The sequence below is a fragment of the Candidatus Delongbacteria bacterium genome (genome assembly GCA_041675285.1).
GTDB lineage: Bacteria > CAIWAD01 > CAIWAD01 > CAIWAD01 > CAIWAD01 > CAIWAD01.
This window is the reverse complement of the sequence record JBAYTZ010000027.1, coordinates 1-16665: the sequence shown is the minus strand read 5'-3', so window position 1 is coordinate 16665 and position 16665 is coordinate 1. Positions and strand designations below refer to the sequence as shown.

General features: G+C 69.0%; 15 protein-coding genes. 4 read left to right on the top strand and 11 right to left on the bottom strand.

Annotated features, from left to right (window positions below; all coding sequences use genetic code 11):
• The coding region (locus tag WC326_16150) for a hypothetical protein (protein MFA7332601.1) at window positions 1-1735 on the top strand (1735 nt) is incomplete at its 5' end.
• Between the two features lie 75 nt (window positions 1736-1810).
• On the opposite strand, the gene WC326_16145 is transcribed toward WC326_16150, so the two are convergent.
• The 9 genes from WC326_16145 to WC326_16105 form a co-directional block, all read right to left on the bottom strand.
• Window positions 1811-2452, bottom strand: a complete 642-nt coding sequence (locus WC326_16145; GenBank protein ID MFA7332600.1) for a redox-sensing transcriptional repressor Rex — start codon at window positions 2450-2452, stop codon at window positions 1811-1813.
• A 428-nt stretch (window positions 2453-2880) separates the two neighbouring features.
• Window positions 2881-4194, bottom strand: a complete 1314-nt coding sequence (locus tag WC326_16140) for a glycine--tRNA ligase (GenBank protein ID MFA7332599.1) — start codon at window positions 4192-4194, stop codon at window positions 2881-2883.
• Window positions 4175-4984: a DNA repair protein RecO gene (recO, locus tag WC326_16135; GenBank protein ID MFA7332598.1), complete on the bottom strand. Its 810-nt coding sequence runs from the start codon at window positions 4982-4984 to the stop codon at window positions 4175-4177. The genes WC326_16140 and recO overlap by 20 nt, the downstream gene beginning before the upstream one ends.
• A gap of 2 nt (window positions 4985-4986) precedes the next feature.
• On the bottom strand, window positions 4987-6333 hold the full coding sequence (mgtE, locus tag WC326_16130; protein ID MFA7332597.1) for a magnesium transporter: 1347 nt from the start codon (window positions 6331-6333) through the stop codon (window positions 4987-4989).
• A complete protein-coding gene (gene rsmA, locus WC326_16125; GenBank protein MFA7332596.1) occupies window positions 6330-7190 on the bottom strand; it encodes a 16S rRNA (adenine(1518)-N(6)/adenine(1519)-N(6))-dimethyltransferase RsmA in 861 nt (286 codons plus the stop codon). The genes mgtE and rsmA overlap by 4 nt, the downstream gene beginning before the upstream one ends.
• 34 nt (window positions 7191-7224) lie before the next feature.
• The gene (locus tag WC326_16120) at window positions 7225-8604 is read right to left on the bottom strand and encodes a TatD family hydrolase (protein MFA7332595.1); all 1380 of its coding nucleotides are present in this window, start codon (window positions 8602-8604) and stop codon (window positions 7225-7227) included.
• Between the two features lie 61 nt (window positions 8605-8665).
• Complete coding sequence (radC, locus tag WC326_16115) at window positions 8666-9346, bottom strand: DNA repair protein RadC (protein ID MFA7332594.1); 681 nt, start codon at window positions 9344-9346, stop codon at window positions 8666-8668.
• Window positions 9347-9436: 90 nt separating this feature from the next.
• A complete protein-coding gene (locus WC326_16110; GenBank protein MFA7332593.1) occupies window positions 9437-10033 on the bottom strand; it encodes an NUDIX domain-containing protein in 597 nt (198 codons plus the stop codon).
• Window positions 10030-10794 (bottom strand): methyltransferase domain-containing protein, encoded by a 765-nt coding sequence (locus WC326_16105; GenBank protein MFA7332592.1) that lies wholly within the window; start codon window positions 10792-10794, stop codon window positions 10030-10032. Before WC326_16105 ends, WC326_16110 begins: the two co-directional genes overlap by 4 nt.
• A 111-nt stretch (window positions 10795-10905) precedes the next feature.
• Here WC326_16105 and murA point away from each other — a divergent pair, with 111 nt between their 5' ends.
• Complete coding sequence (murA, locus tag WC326_16100; GenBank protein ID MFA7332591.1) at window positions 10906-12195, top strand: UDP-N-acetylglucosamine 1-carboxyvinyltransferase; 1290 nt, start codon at window positions 10906-10908, stop codon at window positions 12193-12195.
• 115 nt (window positions 12196-12310) lie between these two features.
• Here the strand turns inward: murA and WC326_16095 are convergent, their stop codons facing one another.
• Window positions 12311-12982 carry a chromophore lyase CpcT/CpeT gene (locus WC326_16095; GenBank protein MFA7332590.1) on the bottom strand — a complete coding sequence of 224 codons (672 nt, stop codon included), beginning with the start codon at window positions 12980-12982 and terminating at the stop codon, window positions 12311-12313.
• Window positions 12983-13082: 100 nt separating this feature from the next.
• Here WC326_16095 and WC326_16090 point away from each other — a divergent pair, with 100 nt between their 5' ends.
• Together WC326_16090 and WC326_16085 are read left to right on the top strand one after the other, a co-directional pair.
• Window positions 13083-14264, top strand: coding sequence for a metallophosphoesterase (locus WC326_16090; GenBank protein MFA7332589.1), 1182 nt, complete (start codon window positions 13083-13085; stop codon window positions 14262-14264).
• A gap of 193 nt (window positions 14265-14457) precedes the next feature.
• Window positions 14458-14835 carry a hypothetical protein gene (locus WC326_16085; protein ID MFA7332588.1) on the top strand — a complete coding sequence of 126 codons (378 nt, stop codon included), beginning with the start codon at window positions 14458-14460 and terminating at the stop codon, window positions 14833-14835.
• Window positions 14836-14928: 93 nt separating this feature from the next.
• Here the strand turns inward: WC326_16085 and guaB are convergent, their stop codons facing one another.
• Window positions 14929-16389 (bottom strand): IMP dehydrogenase, encoded by a 1461-nt coding sequence (guaB, locus tag WC326_16080; GenBank protein MFA7332587.1) that lies wholly within the window; start codon window positions 16387-16389, stop codon window positions 14929-14931.
• Window positions 16390-16665: the final 276 nt, after the last annotated feature.

Here is a 16665-nt window from a genome sequence, read left to right as displayed (position 1 = left end):
CAGCCACAAGGCCTACTTCCCCGCGCCGACGGCGCCGGGCGTGTATCACATCGACGTGGTCCCCGGCCAGAGCGTGCGCGCCAGCGTCACCAAGGACTACCTGAGCGCCTTCACGACCACGGCGGATCCCGCGGCCTCAGACTCGGCGGACGTCACGCTGCACTTGGTGGACTACCGCGTGGACGTGCGGGCCAGCGCCTTCCAGGGCGGCGCGCCAGCGTCCGTCAACCACGGACTGTCCGTCTACCAGGGCAACAGCCACAAGGCCTACTTCCCGGCGCCGGCCGCGCCGGGTGAGTACCACATCGACGTGGTCCCCGGCCAGAGTGTGCGCGCCAGCGTCACCAAAGATTACCTGAGCGCCTTCACTGAAACGGCGGATCCCGCGGCCGCCGACTCGGCGGACGTCACGCTGCACTTGGTGGACTACCGCGTGGACGTATTGGCCAGCGAGTACCGGGGCGGCGCGCCGGTCACGGTCAACCACGGGCTGTCCGTTTACCAGGGCAGCAGTCACAAGGCCTACTTCCCCGCGCCCACCGCGCCGGGCGAGTATCACATCGACGTGGTCCCCGGCCAGAGTGTGCGCGCCAGCGTCACCAAAGATTACCTGAGCGCCTTCACCGAGCCCACGGATCCAGCGGCTTCCGAGGCGACCGACGCCACGCTGCAGCTGGTGGATTTCTGCGTGGGCCTGGACAGCCGGGATTGCGCGCCCGTCAACTTGATGGGCGCCAGCCTCTATCTGGGGAACAGCCACAAGGCCTACATCGCCTTCAGCAATCCGGTCTCGGCCCTGCACCACGACGTGGTGCCCGGCGTGGCGGTGCGCGCCTCGCTGACCCAGTTCTACCAGAGTGTGTTCACGGCCGAGCTGGATCCCGCCCGGGAGCGCGACGTGGATGTCTGGCACGCCGTGCCCAGCGTGCGCTTCCAGTTCGCCGGCAGCGGCGGCAGCAGCCTGCAGCTCTTCCACGAGATGTCCTTCATGACCTACGTCCCGTTGGTGGCCCCGGACACCTTTGAACTGCCGCTGCTGGACGGTCTGCAGGACCTCTGGGTGCGGCTGAACGCCTGGCAGAGTCAGCCCTTCCGGGTGGAGGCCGGACGGGGCACCCTGTTGGAGGACGGCAGCCTGACCGTGTTGGAGGATTCGGGCAATTGCCACGGGGACGAGGGGGGCGAGGTGGCCGTGGAGATCAGCGCCAGCTCGGCCCAGGCCCTGCCCGGCGGCCGGGTGGAACTCAGTTGGTCCACCGCCTCCGAGACCGCGCTGCTGGGCTTCCGCATCCGGCGCGACGGCCAGGATCTGGACACCCTGCTCAGCGCCAGCGGCTCCAGCCATGGTGCCAGCTACCAGTTCCAGGACGAGCCCGGCACGGGCGACTTCACCTACAGCGTGCTGCGCCAGGGTCTGGACGGCAGCCAGTCCGTGCTGCTGGAGCTCAGCGTCCGGCTGGACGCCCAACCGACGGCCTTCACGCTGCTGCCCGCCGTGCCCAATCCCTTCAATCCGAGCACGAGGCTGGGCTTCGACATGGCCGAGTCCGCGCCCGTGCGGCTGGCCGTCTACAACCTGCAGGGCCAGGAAGTGGCCGTGCTGGTGGATGGCACCCTGGCGGCGGGTCGGCATCAAGTGCCGTTCACGCCCGCGGGCCTGGCCAGCGGAGTCTACGTGGCCGTGCTGCGTCATCCGCGAGGCCAGCTGGTGCAGCGCCTGACCCTGCTGCGCTGAGGGCTTCGACCCGACACCAAAACGGCCCCCGATCCGTCAAGGTCGGGGGCCGTTCGCGTATGCGACGACCGTGGGTCAGGCCAGCTCGCGGTTGAGCCGGTAGCTGAGGTTCATGATGCCCACGGAGAGGTTCTCATTCTGCACCACCACGCCCTCGGGCACGGTGACATTTTCCGGGCTGAAGTTCCAGATGGCCTTCACGCCCGCGTCCACCATGCTGTCGCAGACGTTCTGGGCCGACTGGTGCGGCGTGCTGATGATCCCGATCTGGATCCGGTGCTGCCGGATGAAGCCCTGCAACTCGTCCAGATCCTGCACCTGGATGTCGCGGATCTTCAGCCCGATGAGCTTGGGATTCACGTCGAAAATGCCGCGCAGCACCAGGTTGAAGCGCTCGAAGCCCTGGTAGTTGGCGATGGCCTGGCCCAGGTGGCCCACGCCCGCCAGCACCATGTCCTGGGGCTTCTGCAGGGCCAGCACCTCGCTGAGCCGGTGGATCAGGAAGCGCACGTTGTACTTCTTCCCCTGCCGGCCAAACCCGCCCAGGGTGAAGAAGTCCTGCCTGAGCTGGGTGGGCTTGATGCCGATGATGCCGGCCATCTCGCTGGAGGAGATCTCCTCCACCACTTCGGGCAGGGTGACCAGGAAGTTCAGGTAGCGTGCGAAACGCAGCACCGTGAACTGGGGAATGTTCTTGAAGATGGCGTCCTCGGACATGTGCCTCTCCATCCCACTGACTTGTCGTTCCGGGGGGCGCGATTCTGCGCCAAGCTGTACGTATGTGGAAACGGTGCCAGTCCCCAAAAGGGACATTTGCGTTGTGGACTCAACCTGTTAGGAAATAAATATCTATTTCCAGCGGCTGGCGCGCAAGCCCTGCACTTGTTTGCCGCTTAATGCCTCCACGCATCGGACCCGGCACTTCTTCACAGCTTGCAGAATCCGAAACTGCGCCACGCGGCCACCGGTGGATCGCTGCGCTTGGCCATTCAGGGCACACCACGGGAAGAGATTAACAATCCCCTGTTGAAATCACCACATGAAGAAACCGTCACGAGATTGAACTGGGCAATCCAGGTGCCTGTTACAAAACAAGCCCGTACAAACGGGCTTGTTTTGTTTTGTCTATTCCAAAGCGATTGAGATCAGCCTTCCATGCGCTCGAAGAGCCAGGTCTTGAGCTGGTCCATTTTCACCCGTTCCTGGCGGCAATCGTCCCGGTGCCGGACGGTCACGCTGCCGTCGGTCTTGCTGTCGTAGTCCACCGTGATGCACCAGGGCGTGCCCACCTCGTCCATGCGCCGGTAGCGCCGGCCGATGGCGCCGGCGTGGTCGTAGAAGCCGTTCCAGCGCCCGCACAGGTCGTCGTACAACTGATGGGCCAGCTCGCCGATGCCGTCCTTCTTCACCAGGGGCAGCACGGCAAAGGTGATGGGCGCCAGCTTGTGGGGCAGGGCCAGCAGCACGCGCGGCTCGTCGTCCACCACGTCCTCGCGGTAGGCGTCGCAGAGGAACATCAGCAGCGTGCGATTGAGACCCGAGGAGGTCTCGATGATGTAGGGCAGGTAGCGCTCGCCCTTCCCGCTGTCGATGTAGTCCATCTTTTTGCCGGACATGGACTGGTGGGCCTTCAGGTCGAAGTCCGTCCGGTTGTGGATGCCTTCGATCTCCTGCCAGCCGAAGGGGAACTGGAACTCCACGTCCCAGGCCTCGCGGGCGTAGTGGGCCAATTCGCCCGGGCCGTGCTGGTGGAAGCGCAGGTTCTCGGGCCGGATGCCCAGGCACAGGTAATAGTCCATCCGCTTCTGCTTCCAGTGGGCCATCCACTCGTCGTCCTCGCCGGGCTTGACGAAGAACTGCATCTCCATCTGCTCGAACTCGCAGGTGCGGAAGATGAAGTTGCCCGGCTTGATCTCGTTGCGGAAGGCCTTGCCCACCTGGGCGATGCCGAAGGGCACCTGCAGGCGCGCGGCGTTCTGGACCAGCAGGTAGTCCACGTAGATGCCCTGGGCCGTCTCGGGCCGGATGTAGATCTGGCTGGCCGTGTCCTCCATCGGACCCAGGTTCGTGCGGAACATCAGGTTGAACTGGCGCGGCTCCGTCAGCGCGCCGCCGCAGCTGGGGCAGGGCTGGGTGGCGTCGATCTGGTCGGCGCGGAAGCGCGAGCGGCACTCCTTGCAGTCCACCAGGGGGTCCACGAACCCGTCCACGTGCCCGGAGGCCCGCCAGACTTCAGGCCGCATCAGGATGGCGGCGTCCAGGCCGACGATGTTCTCGTGGCGCCGGGTCATCTCCGTCCACCAGGCGCGCTGCAGGTTGTTCTTCAACTCCACGCCCAAGGGGCCGTAATCCCAGCAGGAAGCCAGTCCGCCGTAGATCTCGCTGGACTGGAAGATGAAGCCGCGCCGCTTGCACAGACTCACCAGCTTGTCCATCACCTCAATCGTCTTCGTCTCCATGCCCCTCCCGGGTGGTTTCCGTGGTCGTTTCCAGCTCGTCCAATTGCCGCAGGCTCTTCAGTTCGAGCGTGGGCGACAGGTGCGCGTGCAGCAGGGTCTCCAGCAAGTTGCGCACCAGAACCCGCGTGCCGGGCGTGATCTCCCGGCGGGCCACCTCCTCCGGCGGGCTGTGCAGCAGGAAGCGCAGCACGCGCCACAGGCCGGGCGGCAGGCCGGTCTCCTCGCCGCCGGGACGGCAGTCCGGGCAGCGGACGCGGCCTTCCCGGGGGTCCAGCCCCGCGCCCTCGCGGCGCCGGAACTCCTCCCAGGGTCGGCCGCAGCGGGAGCAGGCCTCCAGATCCAATCCGTAGCCGGAATGTGACAAGAGGAAGAGGAGGAACCAATAGACCAGGTTCTGGGGCCGCGGACTCGCCCCCGCCGCCAGCCGCAGCACGTCCACGGCCGTGTCGAAGAGCAGGGGGTCCGGCTGGTCGGGGAGTTGGGTGCGCTCGAGGATCTCGCAGACCAAGAGACCGCTCAAGAGTCGGACGTAGTCCCGGCGAAGGCCGCGGAAATCCTCGCGCAGGTCCGCGTCCTTGAGCAGCTGCAGCTCGCGCCCCTCGCGCACCAGCAGCTGCAGCTCCACCAAATGGCCGGTCTGCAGGACGGGTTCCAGCCGCGACTTGGACCGGCGCACACCTTTGGCCATCAGCCCCAGCCGACCGGTCTCGCGGGTGTGGACGTGCAGCACCAGGCTGGTGTCGCCGTAGGGAATGCGCCTCAACACGAGGGCCTGCGCGCGCCGGTCCATGCTCAGGTGAGCAGCGTGCTGATGAGCAGCAGGTAGACGGAGAGCCCGAGGATGTCGTTGCTGGTGGAGAGGAAGGGCCCGCTGGCCATGGCCGGGTCCGCGCCCACCCACTTGAGCAGCAGCGGCACGAAGGCCCCCATCACCGTGGCCTGGGTGATCACGCAGGCCATGGCCAGGGCGATCACGCCGGCGGTGGCGCCGTCGCCCATCCAGAGCCAGACCACGCCCAGCATCACCAGGCTGCAGGCCAGACCCAGGGCGAAGCCCACCTTGGATTCCTTCCAGAGCCGCGGCACGAGGTCCTTGACCTGCAGCTCGCCCGTGGCCAGGCCGCGCACCACGATAGTGGCCGACTGGTTGGCCACGTTGCCGCCCATGCCCATCACCACCGGGACGAAGAAACTGGCGGAGAGCAGGGCGCGCAGGTCGGCCTCGAAGCGGCTCATCACCAGCGCGTTGACCAGCCCGCCGGCCAGGCCCACCAGCAGCCAGGGCGTGCGCTGGCGCACCACCGTCAGGCTGGAGCGCTCGAGCACGTCCTCCACGGTGCCGGCCAGGCGCGAGATGTCCTCCGCGGCCTCCTCGTGGGCGATGTCGTAGACGTCGTCCATGGTCACCCGGCCCAGCAGCACGCCCTGGGCGTCCACCACGGGGATGGTCACCAGATCGTACTTGCGGGCCAGGGCCGCCACCTGCTCCTGGTCCGTGTCCGCCTGGACGGAGATCACGTCGGGGTCCATGATCTCGTCCATGCGCTGCCCGCGCCGCGCCAGCAGCAGGCGCTGCAGGCTGACCAGGCCCAGCAGGCGGCCCTCCTCGTCCACCACGTAAACCGCGTAGATGTCGTCCACCTCGCGGTCCTCGGCCAGGTGCCGCACCTCGCCGATGGCCTCGTCCACGGTCATCGTCCGGCCCACGGCGACGAACTCGCGGGCCATGACGCCGCCGGCGGTGTCATCCTCGTGCTCGAGTAGCTCGTCCAGGTCCTCGCGCAGCTCCTGGTCCAGCTGCTGGTCCGCCAGCACGTCCTCGGCCAGGGCCTCGTCCAGCTCGTGCAGCTCCTGCATCAGGTCCGCGGCGTCGTCGGACTCCATCTCGTTCAGGACGGGCACCAGCGTGGCGTGGGTCAGCCGCTCCAGGATGCTCTCGCGCAGGGACTCGCCCAGCTCGGGCAGGATCTCCGCCTGCAGCTCGGCGTCGATGGCCAGGAACAGGGCCAGCGCGGCTTCCTCGTCCACGCGCTGCATCAGCTCGGCGATGTCCGCGGGGTGGCTGTCCCGGAAGAACTCGTGCAGCTCGCCCAGATCCTCGGGCAGGTCGTCGGGGTGCAGGCGGGGGTTCGGATTCACGGCCGCGCCTCCCCGGCGGGAGCCGCGCGCAGCGCGCCCAGGCGGGCCGCCAGGTCGGCGAACTCCGGCACGCTGAGCGTCTCGGGCCGGCGCGAGAGCAGTTCGTCGGCGTTCTCCAGCCCCTCGGGATTGGGCACGCCGGGAATGTTGAGCAGGGAGCGGCGCAGCATCTTGCGCCGCTGGTTGAAGGCCGCGCGCACCACCCGGCGGAAGAAGTCCCAGTCCAGCACCTCGGCGCGCGGGGTCGCCAACGGACGCAGGCGGATCACGGCGCTGTCCACCTTGGGCTTGGGGAAGAAGGCCCCCGGCGGCACGTCCAGCAGGATGCGCCCGTCGCAGAGCAGGCCCACGTAGACCGAGAGGATGCCGTACTCGCGACTGCCCGGGCCGCTGAGGATCCGCTGGGCCACCTCCTTCTGGATCATGATGGCGAAGTCGGTGATCTGGGCCGCGGCGGGATCCGTCTGGCCCCGGCGGATCTCCTCCAGCACGCGCATCAGGATCGAGCTGGTGATGTGATACGGCAGGTTGCCCACCACGCGCACCCGACGTCCGCCCAGCGCGGCGCCCAGGTCGAAGCGCAGGAAGTCCTCGTGGATCACGCGCAGGTTGGGATGAGCGCCCAGCTCGGCCTGCAGCAGCTCGACCATCCGCTGGTCGATCTCCACGGCCAGCAGGTCCCGCGTGTAGGGCAGCAGCGCGCGGGTGAGCGCCCCCTTGCCGGGGCCGATCTCCAGCACGCAGTCCTCCTCCTGGATCTCCAGCGCGCGGGCGATGCGCTCGATCCACCAGGGGTCGCTGAGGAAGTTCTGCCCAAGGGATTTCTTGGGCGCCATGGACTTGTAGGACTTCTCCATCCGGCTCCTTCACGCCGATGCCGCGGGCGCGGGATCAGCCGGTTTCGTCCAGGAGGCGCACGCGCAGCGGCACGCCGTATTCCGCCGCGATGCGCCGGCAGCCCTCGATGTCGATGCTGCCGTCGTCCACGACCGTGAAGACCACCTCCGGCACCACCCGGGCGGCGTCCCGGGCGAAGTCCAGCAGGCCCTGGAAGCTGCGCTCGCCCCAGGCCGGCCGCACGATGGCCGCGTACTGGGCGGCGTTGTCCGCGTTCAGGGAGATGGAGACCACGTCCACCAGCCCGCGCAACTCGCCGGCGGTGGGCCGCTTGTGCCAAAGGTCGGCGTGGCCGTTGGTGTTCACGCGCACCCGGGCGCCGCGCTCCTTCAGCCAGGCCGCCACGGCCTTCAGCTCGTCCAGGCGCATCATCGGTTCGCCGTAGCCGCAGAACACGAACTCGTCCCAGGCACCCGCGCCGCCCCGGGCCTCGATGGCCGCGATGAGCTCCGCCGCCGTGGGTTCCTGCTCCCGGCGCAGGGCCAGGTTGTGGCCCTTGACCACCGGGTGGGTGAGCCGCGTGCAGAAGCCGCAGTCCGCCGTGCAGCGATTGGTCAGGTTCAGGTAGAGGCTGCGCCGGATGGGATAGGCCAGCACGCGCTCCTCGGCCAGGTCCAGGCGGAAGAGCACGCGGGCGTTGCGGCGCGTGATCCGGGCCACGTCCTCTACGCTCAGCCCCTTGACCCGTGCGATCACGGCGGCGGCCTCCGCCACGCAGGCCGGCTCGTTGCGCTGCCCGCGCAGCCGCTGGGGCGGCAGGAAAGGCGAGTCCGTCTCCAGCAGCATCTGCTCCACCTGGAGTTCGGCGATCACCTCGGTCTGGTTGCGCTTGGGATAGGTGACGCTGCAGGGGAAACTCAGCAGGAATCCCAGCTCGCGCAGCCGGCGGGCCGTCTCCACCCCGTAGGCGTAGCAGTGCATCACGCCGCCCACGTCCCCGGCCCCCTCCTCCTCGAGGACGCGCAGGGTGTCCTCCTCGGCGGCCCGGGAGTGCACGATAAGCGGCAGGCCGCGTCGGCGGGCCAGCCGGATCATCTGCCGGAACACGCGCAGCTGGGTCTCGGCGGGGGCGTAGTCGCGGAACCAGTCCAGCCCCACCTCGCCGATGGCCACCACGCGCGGCCAGGCGGAGCGCTCCTCGATCCAGGCCTCCAGCTCGGCGCTCCAATCGGCGGAGTCGTGGGGATGCAGGCCTGTGCTGAAGTGGATCCAGTCCTGGTCGGCGAACAGGGCCATCCCGCGTTCGATGGTCAGCCGGTTGTAGCCGATCTGGACCAGACTCTCCACGCCGGCGGCGCGGGCCCGCGCCAGCACTTCGGCGCGATCCCCGTCGTAGTCCGGCCCGTCCAGATGGACATGGGAATCGATGAACACGCGTCACCCGCTTTCTGCTCGCCCGTGCTCCGTTCCCGACCCGGGCGTAGGGAGCATTGTGTCACACCGGCCGCTCCCTGCCCAGCAGGCCGTGTTCGTGGAAGGAGAACCAGCCGCCGGCGGAAATGATCAGGTGATCCAGCACCTGGATTCCCATGATCTCCCCCGCCCGGCAGAGCTGGCGCGTCAGGTCCAGATCCTCCGGGCTGGGCTCCAGGCTCCCCGCCGGATGGTTGTGCGCCAGCACCAGGTTGGCCGCGCTGTACTGGACGGCAAAGTGGAAGACCTCGCGCGGGTGGACCAGGCTGGTGCTCAGTCCGCCGATGGAGATCACCTCGTCGCGGATCAGCCGGTTCGTGACGTCCAGATAGAGGCAGCGGAACTGTTCGCGCATCAGCCGGCCCATGGGCGCCAGATGGCGCGCCACGCTGGAGGGCTGGTGCAGGACGGGAAACTCCCGCGCGCCGGGATCGTACAGGCGCCGGCCAATCTCCAGCGCGGCCACCAGCTGGGCGGCCTTGGCCTGCCCCAGCCCGTAGACGCGCATGGCCTCTTCCACGCCCCGCGTGCCGCCCAGGGCCCGCGGGCCTACCTCGTCCAGCAGGCGCCGGCTCACATCGAACACCGATTCCCGGCGCGAACCGCTCACCAGCACCAGGGCCAGCAGATCCGCCATCTCCAGGGCCCGGGGACCTTGCGTGCGCAGGCGCTCCCGGGGGCCGGCCGCCACGTTCATCTTCATGCCTTCCCGCTTGGAAATGTAACACACGGAGCCTGCCCGGCCGCGCGTAGGGCGGGCTTTTCCCGGAGCACAGGCGGGCGGAACGAGGGTTCAGGCGGGGCGGTTCTGGGGCGGGGGAGGAATCTCGCCCAGGGGCGGCGGAGCGTCGATCAGAATGGACAGCAAGGAGTTCGGCAGTTCCGGGAGCGCCGGAACGTCCGGGCGAGCGATCAGGCGGCGCGCCGCCTGCTGGAGGATGCGGCCCTGGATGTGCGGGTAGCAGAGCGCTCCGGGCCAGCGGCGCACCACCCGGGCCTCGGCGATCTCGCTCTCCGGCGGTGGCCCGGGCAGTTCAGACAAGAAAGTCAGGCAAAGCAGGCCGCGCGTGACGCGCTCCCCCAGCCGGACTTCGTAGCCGCACCAGGGCCGCAGCTCCGCCGGGCCCGCGCCGCACTCTTCCGCCAGTTCCCGGCGCGCGGTGTCCAGGCTGCGCTCGCCGGGCTCCTTGCGTCCGCCGGGCAGCTCCCAGCAGGCGCGCTCCCGGTTGCGCACCAGCACCAAGCCCTGGGCCGTGAAGGCCAGGTGCACGGCGAAGCCCGTCCGTTCCTCGTCCAGCTCGGCCAAGGGAATCCAGGCCATCCGCGGCGGACCCGTCCGGCGCAGCAGATCCAGGTAGCCCGCGTAATCCAGGGTGGCGGGGCCGCTCATTTGGCCGGGCGGGCCGTGCGCAGCAACACCAGTTCCAGCCGCTCGGCGATCCAGACCGGGCGGTTGTCCAGTTCCTGGCAGTGGATCCCGGCGCCCTCGGCGGCGCGGAACTCGTCGAAGCGTCGGCGCGCCTCGGCGGGATCCAGACCGGCCAATTCGCCCCAGACCACGGGATCCAGCCGCTCGGTCCGGCGGCGGCGCAGTTCGGTCTGGAAGGGCAGGCCGGCCAGCTGCTCCTCCCACCAGGCCTCCGTCAGGCAGCGGCGGTGGAAGGCGTCCAGCCGGCCCAGGCAGGCATCCAGGGGCCCGCTGGGCTCGCACCAGTCGCTGAGGTAGAGCCGCGCCCCCGGCCGGGTGACGCGGGCCAGTTCCGTCAGCACCAGGGCCGGCTCCTCGAAGAGGCGCCAGGCGTAGCGGCAGACCACCCACTCGAAGAGTCCGTTGGCGTACTCCAGCCGGTGGGCGTCCTGGACGGTGATCACCACGTTGTTGATGCGTGCCTCCACGAAGCGGCAGGCCGCCAGTTTGAGCATGCGCTCGCTCAGGTCCGCCGCCAGGAGGCGCCCGCCGGCGCCCGCGAGTCCGGCGGTGAGCTGGCCGCTGCCGCAGGCCAGGTCCAGGCCCGTGGCGCGCGGCCCGGGCTTGAGCAGCCGCAGCACGTGCTCGGCCTCGCCCGGCGCGTCCAGGTAGGGGCAGGCGGTCCAGACGGGAGCCAGGGCGTCGAAGTGCCGGGCCAGTTCGGCCGTGGAGGCGTGCTGCATGATCTTCTCCCGGGCGGCGGGCCCATGCCGTCCGCCCTGTGGCGAGTGGTATCTTGGCGCGGGGCCGGTCCAGGCGGGACCGCCGCGTGTGCAAAACTAGCGAAGGCCTGCATGTACTTCGAGATCGAAACCAGCCGGAATCTGAGCGGCGTCTTCACGCCCCAGGGCAACAAGAACGAGGCCTTGCCGGATCTGGCGGCCGCGCTCCTAGCCGAACGCACCACGCTGGAAAACCTGCCCGCCATCCTGGATATCCAGGTGATGCTGCGCCTGCTGGAATCCCTGGGTGCGTCGGTGGACTGGGATCCCGCCGCCCACCGGGCCGTGATCTCCTCGAGCGCCGGGTTGGGCGACTGCCCGGAACCCGAGCAGGCCGGCCAAATCCGCGGCAGCCTGCTGCTGGCCGCGCCGCTGCTGGCCCGCAGCGGGCGGGCCGTGCTACGTCGTCCGGGCGGGGACCGCATCGGCCGCCGGCGCATCGACACGCACCTGGCGGTTTTCCAGTGGCTGGGCGCCGAGGTGCGGTTGGAGGGCGACGACGTGGTGCTGGAGGCCCCCCGCGGGCTGATCGGCGCGCGGATCTTCTTGGACGAGGCCAGCGTGATGGCCACGGAGAACGCGCTGATGGCCGCGGCCCTGGCCACGGGCGAGACCGTGGTGGAGAACGCCGCCAGCGAGCCCCACGTCCAGCGGCTGGCCCGCCTGCTGCAGGCCATGGGCGCGCGCATCGAGGGCGTGGGCACCAATCGACTGACCATCCAGGGCAGCGGCGGCGCGCTGCTGGACTCCGTCACGCACCGGGTGGGCGAGGACCACATCGAGGTGGGCAGCCTGATCGCCCTGGCCGTGGCCACGGAGTCGGAGCTGTTCATCGAGGGCGTCGAAGCGGAAAACTACCGGATGATCCAGCGCGTCTTCCACAAGCTGGGCGTGGAATTCCTCTTCCAGCGCGGCGGCATCCGCGTGCCGCGGGAGCAGGCCCTGGAAGTGGATTACGACCAGTTCGGCGCCATCCCGCGCATCCACGACGCGCCCTGGCCGGGCTTTCCGGCGGACCTCTCCTCCATCGCCGTGGTGCTGGCCTGCTGCAGCCGCGGCCAGGTGCTGATCCACGAGTGGATGTTCGAGAGCCGCTTGTACTGGGTGGACTCGCTGATCTCCATGGGCGCGCGGATCACCCAGTGCGATCCGCACCGCGTGCTGATCTCCGGCGGCCAGCCGCTCAATGGGGCGCGTCTGCACTCGCCGGACATCCGCGCGGGCATGGCCCTGATCATCGCCGCGCTGAAGGCCGAGGGCGTGACGCGCATGCAAAACATCCAGCAGGTGGACCGGGGCTACGAGCGCATCGAGGAGCGCCTGGGCGCGCTGGGGGCAAAAATCCGCCGGCTGCCGGCCTGAGGGAAGTGGCCCTTCGATCTGCCGGACTCCGGATTCACGACTTCAAGTCCCGGCATTCCCGTGGACGTGTTCGGGCTGAGTCCCTGTGTCCCTGTGGTTCAAGTGTGCGGCCGGTTTACTTTGGCACAGCCTGCGACTTGCCCCCGCCAGGGCAGCAGGCCCCGCCGAAGACCGGGGCGCGGCGGAACTGGTAGCCGCCCTGCTCGGCGCCCCAGACCTGCTGACCGTGGGCGTCCCAGCCCCGATCCCAGCTCACCAGCCCCTCAGCCTTGATGCTGACCTCGGAGGTGGCCCAGGCCGCGCCGCGCAACGTGCTGAGGCAGCCCTCGCCCGGTGTGCGGCCTTCGTAGGCCGCGTGCTCCGCGTTCCAGCGCAGGTGGACGCCGCAGCCCGGCCGGACCGCCAGCGAATCCGGTGTCAGGCCTGCCAGCAGGGAATCGCACTTCCAGGCGCCGGCGAAGCGCAGCACGGGCTCGGGCAGTTCGAACACCTCGCTGACGTAGAGGCCGGGCTCCGGCTCGGTGACGTGATACACGCGCTGCCGGTAGGGCTGGTCCAGGCTGGTGGCCACGGCCTGCTCCACGTAGAGCCAGGGACCGTCGGCGCGCGCGCCCCAGATGGGCGTCATGCGCAGCCGGATGTCGAAGTAGCTGCTGTCGGAGGCGGCCTGGAGGGCGCTGCTGAAGGAGCCGGTCATCCAGCCGGCCAGGTGGTCGCGGCCGGGCTGGATCTCTTCGGCGCGGGCCACGGACAGCAGCATGACAAACACGAGCAGGCGGATGAGCATCTTGTTCTCCGGAATTGACCGGCAGGCAAGGTAGGAAGCGCGGACGGGCCGCTACGGCGCGGGTGCTCGGTAGCCGTGAGACAGACAAGGAGCGTGGGGCATGTGGGCATTCTTTCTGGTGGCGGGCGGCATGCTGGCCCTGCTGGGCAGTCTGGTGGGGTTCCGGCTGCTGTTGCCCCTGCGCCTGGGACTGGCGCCCACGGCCGGGATCTGGATTACGCTCCAGCTGCTGGCCTGGCTGCCCCTGGCGCTGCTGGCCCTGCGCCGACACCTGCAGCCGCCGCGCTTCCTGGACAGCCTGATGGAGCTGGGCTGGCTGGTGGTGGGCTGGATCTCCGTGGCGGTGATCCTGCTCTTGGCCAAGGATCTGCTCGGGCTCGCTCTGCGCCTGCTGGGCGGCGCCCAGGCGCTGGCCGCCGGCCCGCCCGCCGCCTGGATCGAGCACGGCCGCAGCCTGCTGGGCTCGCGGGCCGTGGCGCTGGGCATCTGCGGCGCCGTGTCGCTCTACGTGGCCTGGGGCGTGGCGGGCGCCTACCGGCTGACCCGGGTGGTGGAGGTGGAGGTGCCGGTCGCAGGCCTGCACCCGGACCTGGACGGCCTGCGCATCGTGCAGCTCAGCGACCTGCACATCGGCCCGGGCATCCAGCGCGCTCAGGTGGCGCGCGTGGCTCGCGCCGTCCAGGAGCTGCAACCCGAGCTGGTGGTGTTCACGGGGGATCTGGCGGACGGACTGCCCGGCGACCTGGGGCCTGAGGCCGCGCCCCTGGGGGAGATCCAGGCCCCGCTGGGCAAGTGGTTCATCACGGGCAACCACGAATACTACAGCGACGCCCTGGGCTGGCTGCGTGTGGCCGAAGGCGTGGGCTTCACGCCGCTGCTCAACCAGCACGTCCTGCTGGAGCGGGGTGCCGGGCGCCTGCTGCTGGCGGGTGTGCCGGACGTCCAGGGCCGGCGCTTCTTCCCCAGCCACGAGAGCCGGCCGGATCTGGCGCTGGCCGGCGCGCCGCCGGCGGATTTCAAGCTGCTGCTGGCCCATCAGCCGCTCAGCGTGTTCGCCGCGGAGCAGGCGGGCTACGACTTGATGCTCAGCGGCCACACCCACGGCGGGCAGTATCATCCCTACACCTGGGTGGCGGGCAAGGCCAACCCCTACCTGAAGGGCCTGAACCGGCACTCGGCGCGCCTGCAGGTCTACGTCAGCCAGGGCACGGGTTTCTGGGGTCCGCCGATCCGGGTGGGAACGGCGCCGGAGATCACCTTGCTCACGTTGCGGCGACTCTGAGCCAGGGCCATCCCGTACTCTCTCGTCTTCCTCTCACCACAGAGGCACGGAGACACAGAGAGCGATTTAGATTTCAATGGAAGAGATGAAGAGGACAACGGTCCGTTAACAGGTCTGCCATCGATGCATGCTCATCGATTCTTTTACACCGTGTCTCTGTGTCTCTGTGTTGAATCGCATCCCGGAGGTCTCGATGCGCATCCTGCCGCTGTTTTGTCTGCTGCTGCTACTGGCCGGCTGCGAGGAATCCAGCCTGCCCGACCGGACCTGGACGGCCACGCTGACCGTGCGGGTGGTGGACTCCAACACGGGGCAGGCCCTGCCCGGCGCCCTCGTGTTCTTCGCCAATGATTCGATTGAGTTGAACCCGCCCTACAACACGGGGGCGGCAGGGCGCGCCAGCTACGAGATCGAGATCTTCAACGGGAACTCGGTGCGGCTGGACGCCTGGCGGGTGAGCAAGAGCGGCTATCTGACCTGGAACCGCAACGCCGCCCATCCCACCGGGGCCACCCTGGATGAGGACGATTCCTCGGCCGAGGTGGAGGTGGAGTTGATCGCCTTGCCTTGATGTGAAGGGGGCGATTCACGTGCCGGGGTCGGAATCCGCTCTTGCATGGGGCGGTCGGGGGCACGGCTCACGAGCGCGGGACATCCCCAGGAATCAGGTGGTCCAGTAGTTGGGCGACTCCTTGGTCACCACCACGTCGTGGGGATGGCTCTCGCGCAGGCCGGCGGGGGTGATCTCCACGAAGCGCGTGTCGCGCCGGAAGGCCTCGATGTCCGGGCAGCCGCAGTAGCCCATGCTGGCGCGCAGGCCGCCCACCAATTGATAGACCACGCCCGCCACTTTGCCCTTGTAGGCCACGCGGCCCTCGATGCCTTCGGGGACCAACTTCTCCTCGTCGCGGATCTCGCCCTGGAAGTAGCGGTCGCTGGAGCCGCGGCGCATGGCGCCCAGGCTGCCCATCCCGCGGTAGACCTTGAAGCTGCGGCCTTCGAAGAGCACGGTCTCGCCCGGGCTCTCTTCGCAACCGGCGAAGAGCGAGCCCATCATGACGGATTCGGCGCCCGCGGCGATGGCCTTGGCGAAGTCGCCCGAGTACTTGACGCCGCCATCGGAGATCACGGGAATGTCGAACTCGGCGGCGGCGGCGGCGCAGTCCAGCACGGCCGTGATCTGCGGCACGCCCACGCCGGCCACCACGCGCGTGGTGCAGATGCTGCCCGGGCCGATGCCCACCTTGACGGCGTCGGCGCCAGCCTCCGCCAGGGCGCGTACGGCTTCGCCCGTGGCCACGTTGCCCGCCACCACGTCCACGGCTGGGTAGGCGGCCTTCAACGTGCGCACCATGCCGATCACGCCGCTGCTGTGCCCGTGGGCCGTGTCCACGCAGAGCACGTCCACGCCGGCCTCCACCAGCCGCGCGGCGCGCTCCAGTTCCTTGGGGCCCACGCCCACGGCGGCGCCGGCCAGCAGGCGGCCGTGGCCGTCCTTGGCCGCGAAGGGGAACTGCTTCTTCTTTTGGATATCCTTGACCGTGATCAGTCCCACCAACGCGCCGCCCGTTCCCGTCACCAGCAGCTTCTCGACTTTGTGCTGCTGCAGGATGCGCTCGGCTTCCTCGAGGGTGGTACCCTCGGGCGCGCAGATCAGGTTCTCGCGGGTCATGGCCGAGGCGATGGGCAGTTCCAGATCCGTCAGGAAGCGCAGGTCGCGGTTGGTGAGGATGCCCACCAGCCGGCCCTCGTCCACCACGGGAATGCCGCTGATCCGGTAGCGGGCCATCACGGCCACGGCCTCGTGCAGGCTGCGCTCGCTGGAAAGGGTGATGGGCTGGCGGATCATGCCGGACTCGGAGCGCTTGACCGTGTCCACCTGGTGCGCCTGGTCGGCCGGGCTCAGGTTCTTGTGGATGATCCCGATCCCACCCTCGCGGGCCATGGCGATGGCCATCTCGGACTCGGTGACCGTGTCCATGGCGGCGCTGACCAGCGGGATGTTCAGCCGGATGCGGCGGGAGAGGCGCGTGGACACGCGGGCCTGGGCCGGCAGCACGATGGATTCGCGCGGCACGAGCAGCACGTCATCGAAGGTGAGGCCTTTGCCAATCAACTTGCTCATGACCGCTCCCTCGAATGCTGGGTATCCCAAAAGGCTGCCGCCAAAGCGACCCCTTCCCCCTGCAGGGGGAAGGTCGGGATGGGGGTTTTTCGCATCCCGGAGTTCGCCGGGGTGCCTTGTTTGCCACCTTTCTGCTTGCGCCAGAAAGGTGGCGCCAAAGAGGCGCTTTTTCTCACCCGCCAGAGTCAGCCCGCCTCCCGGCGGGCTTCCGCTGGCGGCAGTTCATCCTTCCTGCAACCGCGTAGTTGGTTCCGCCTGACGGCGTCACCACCTGGT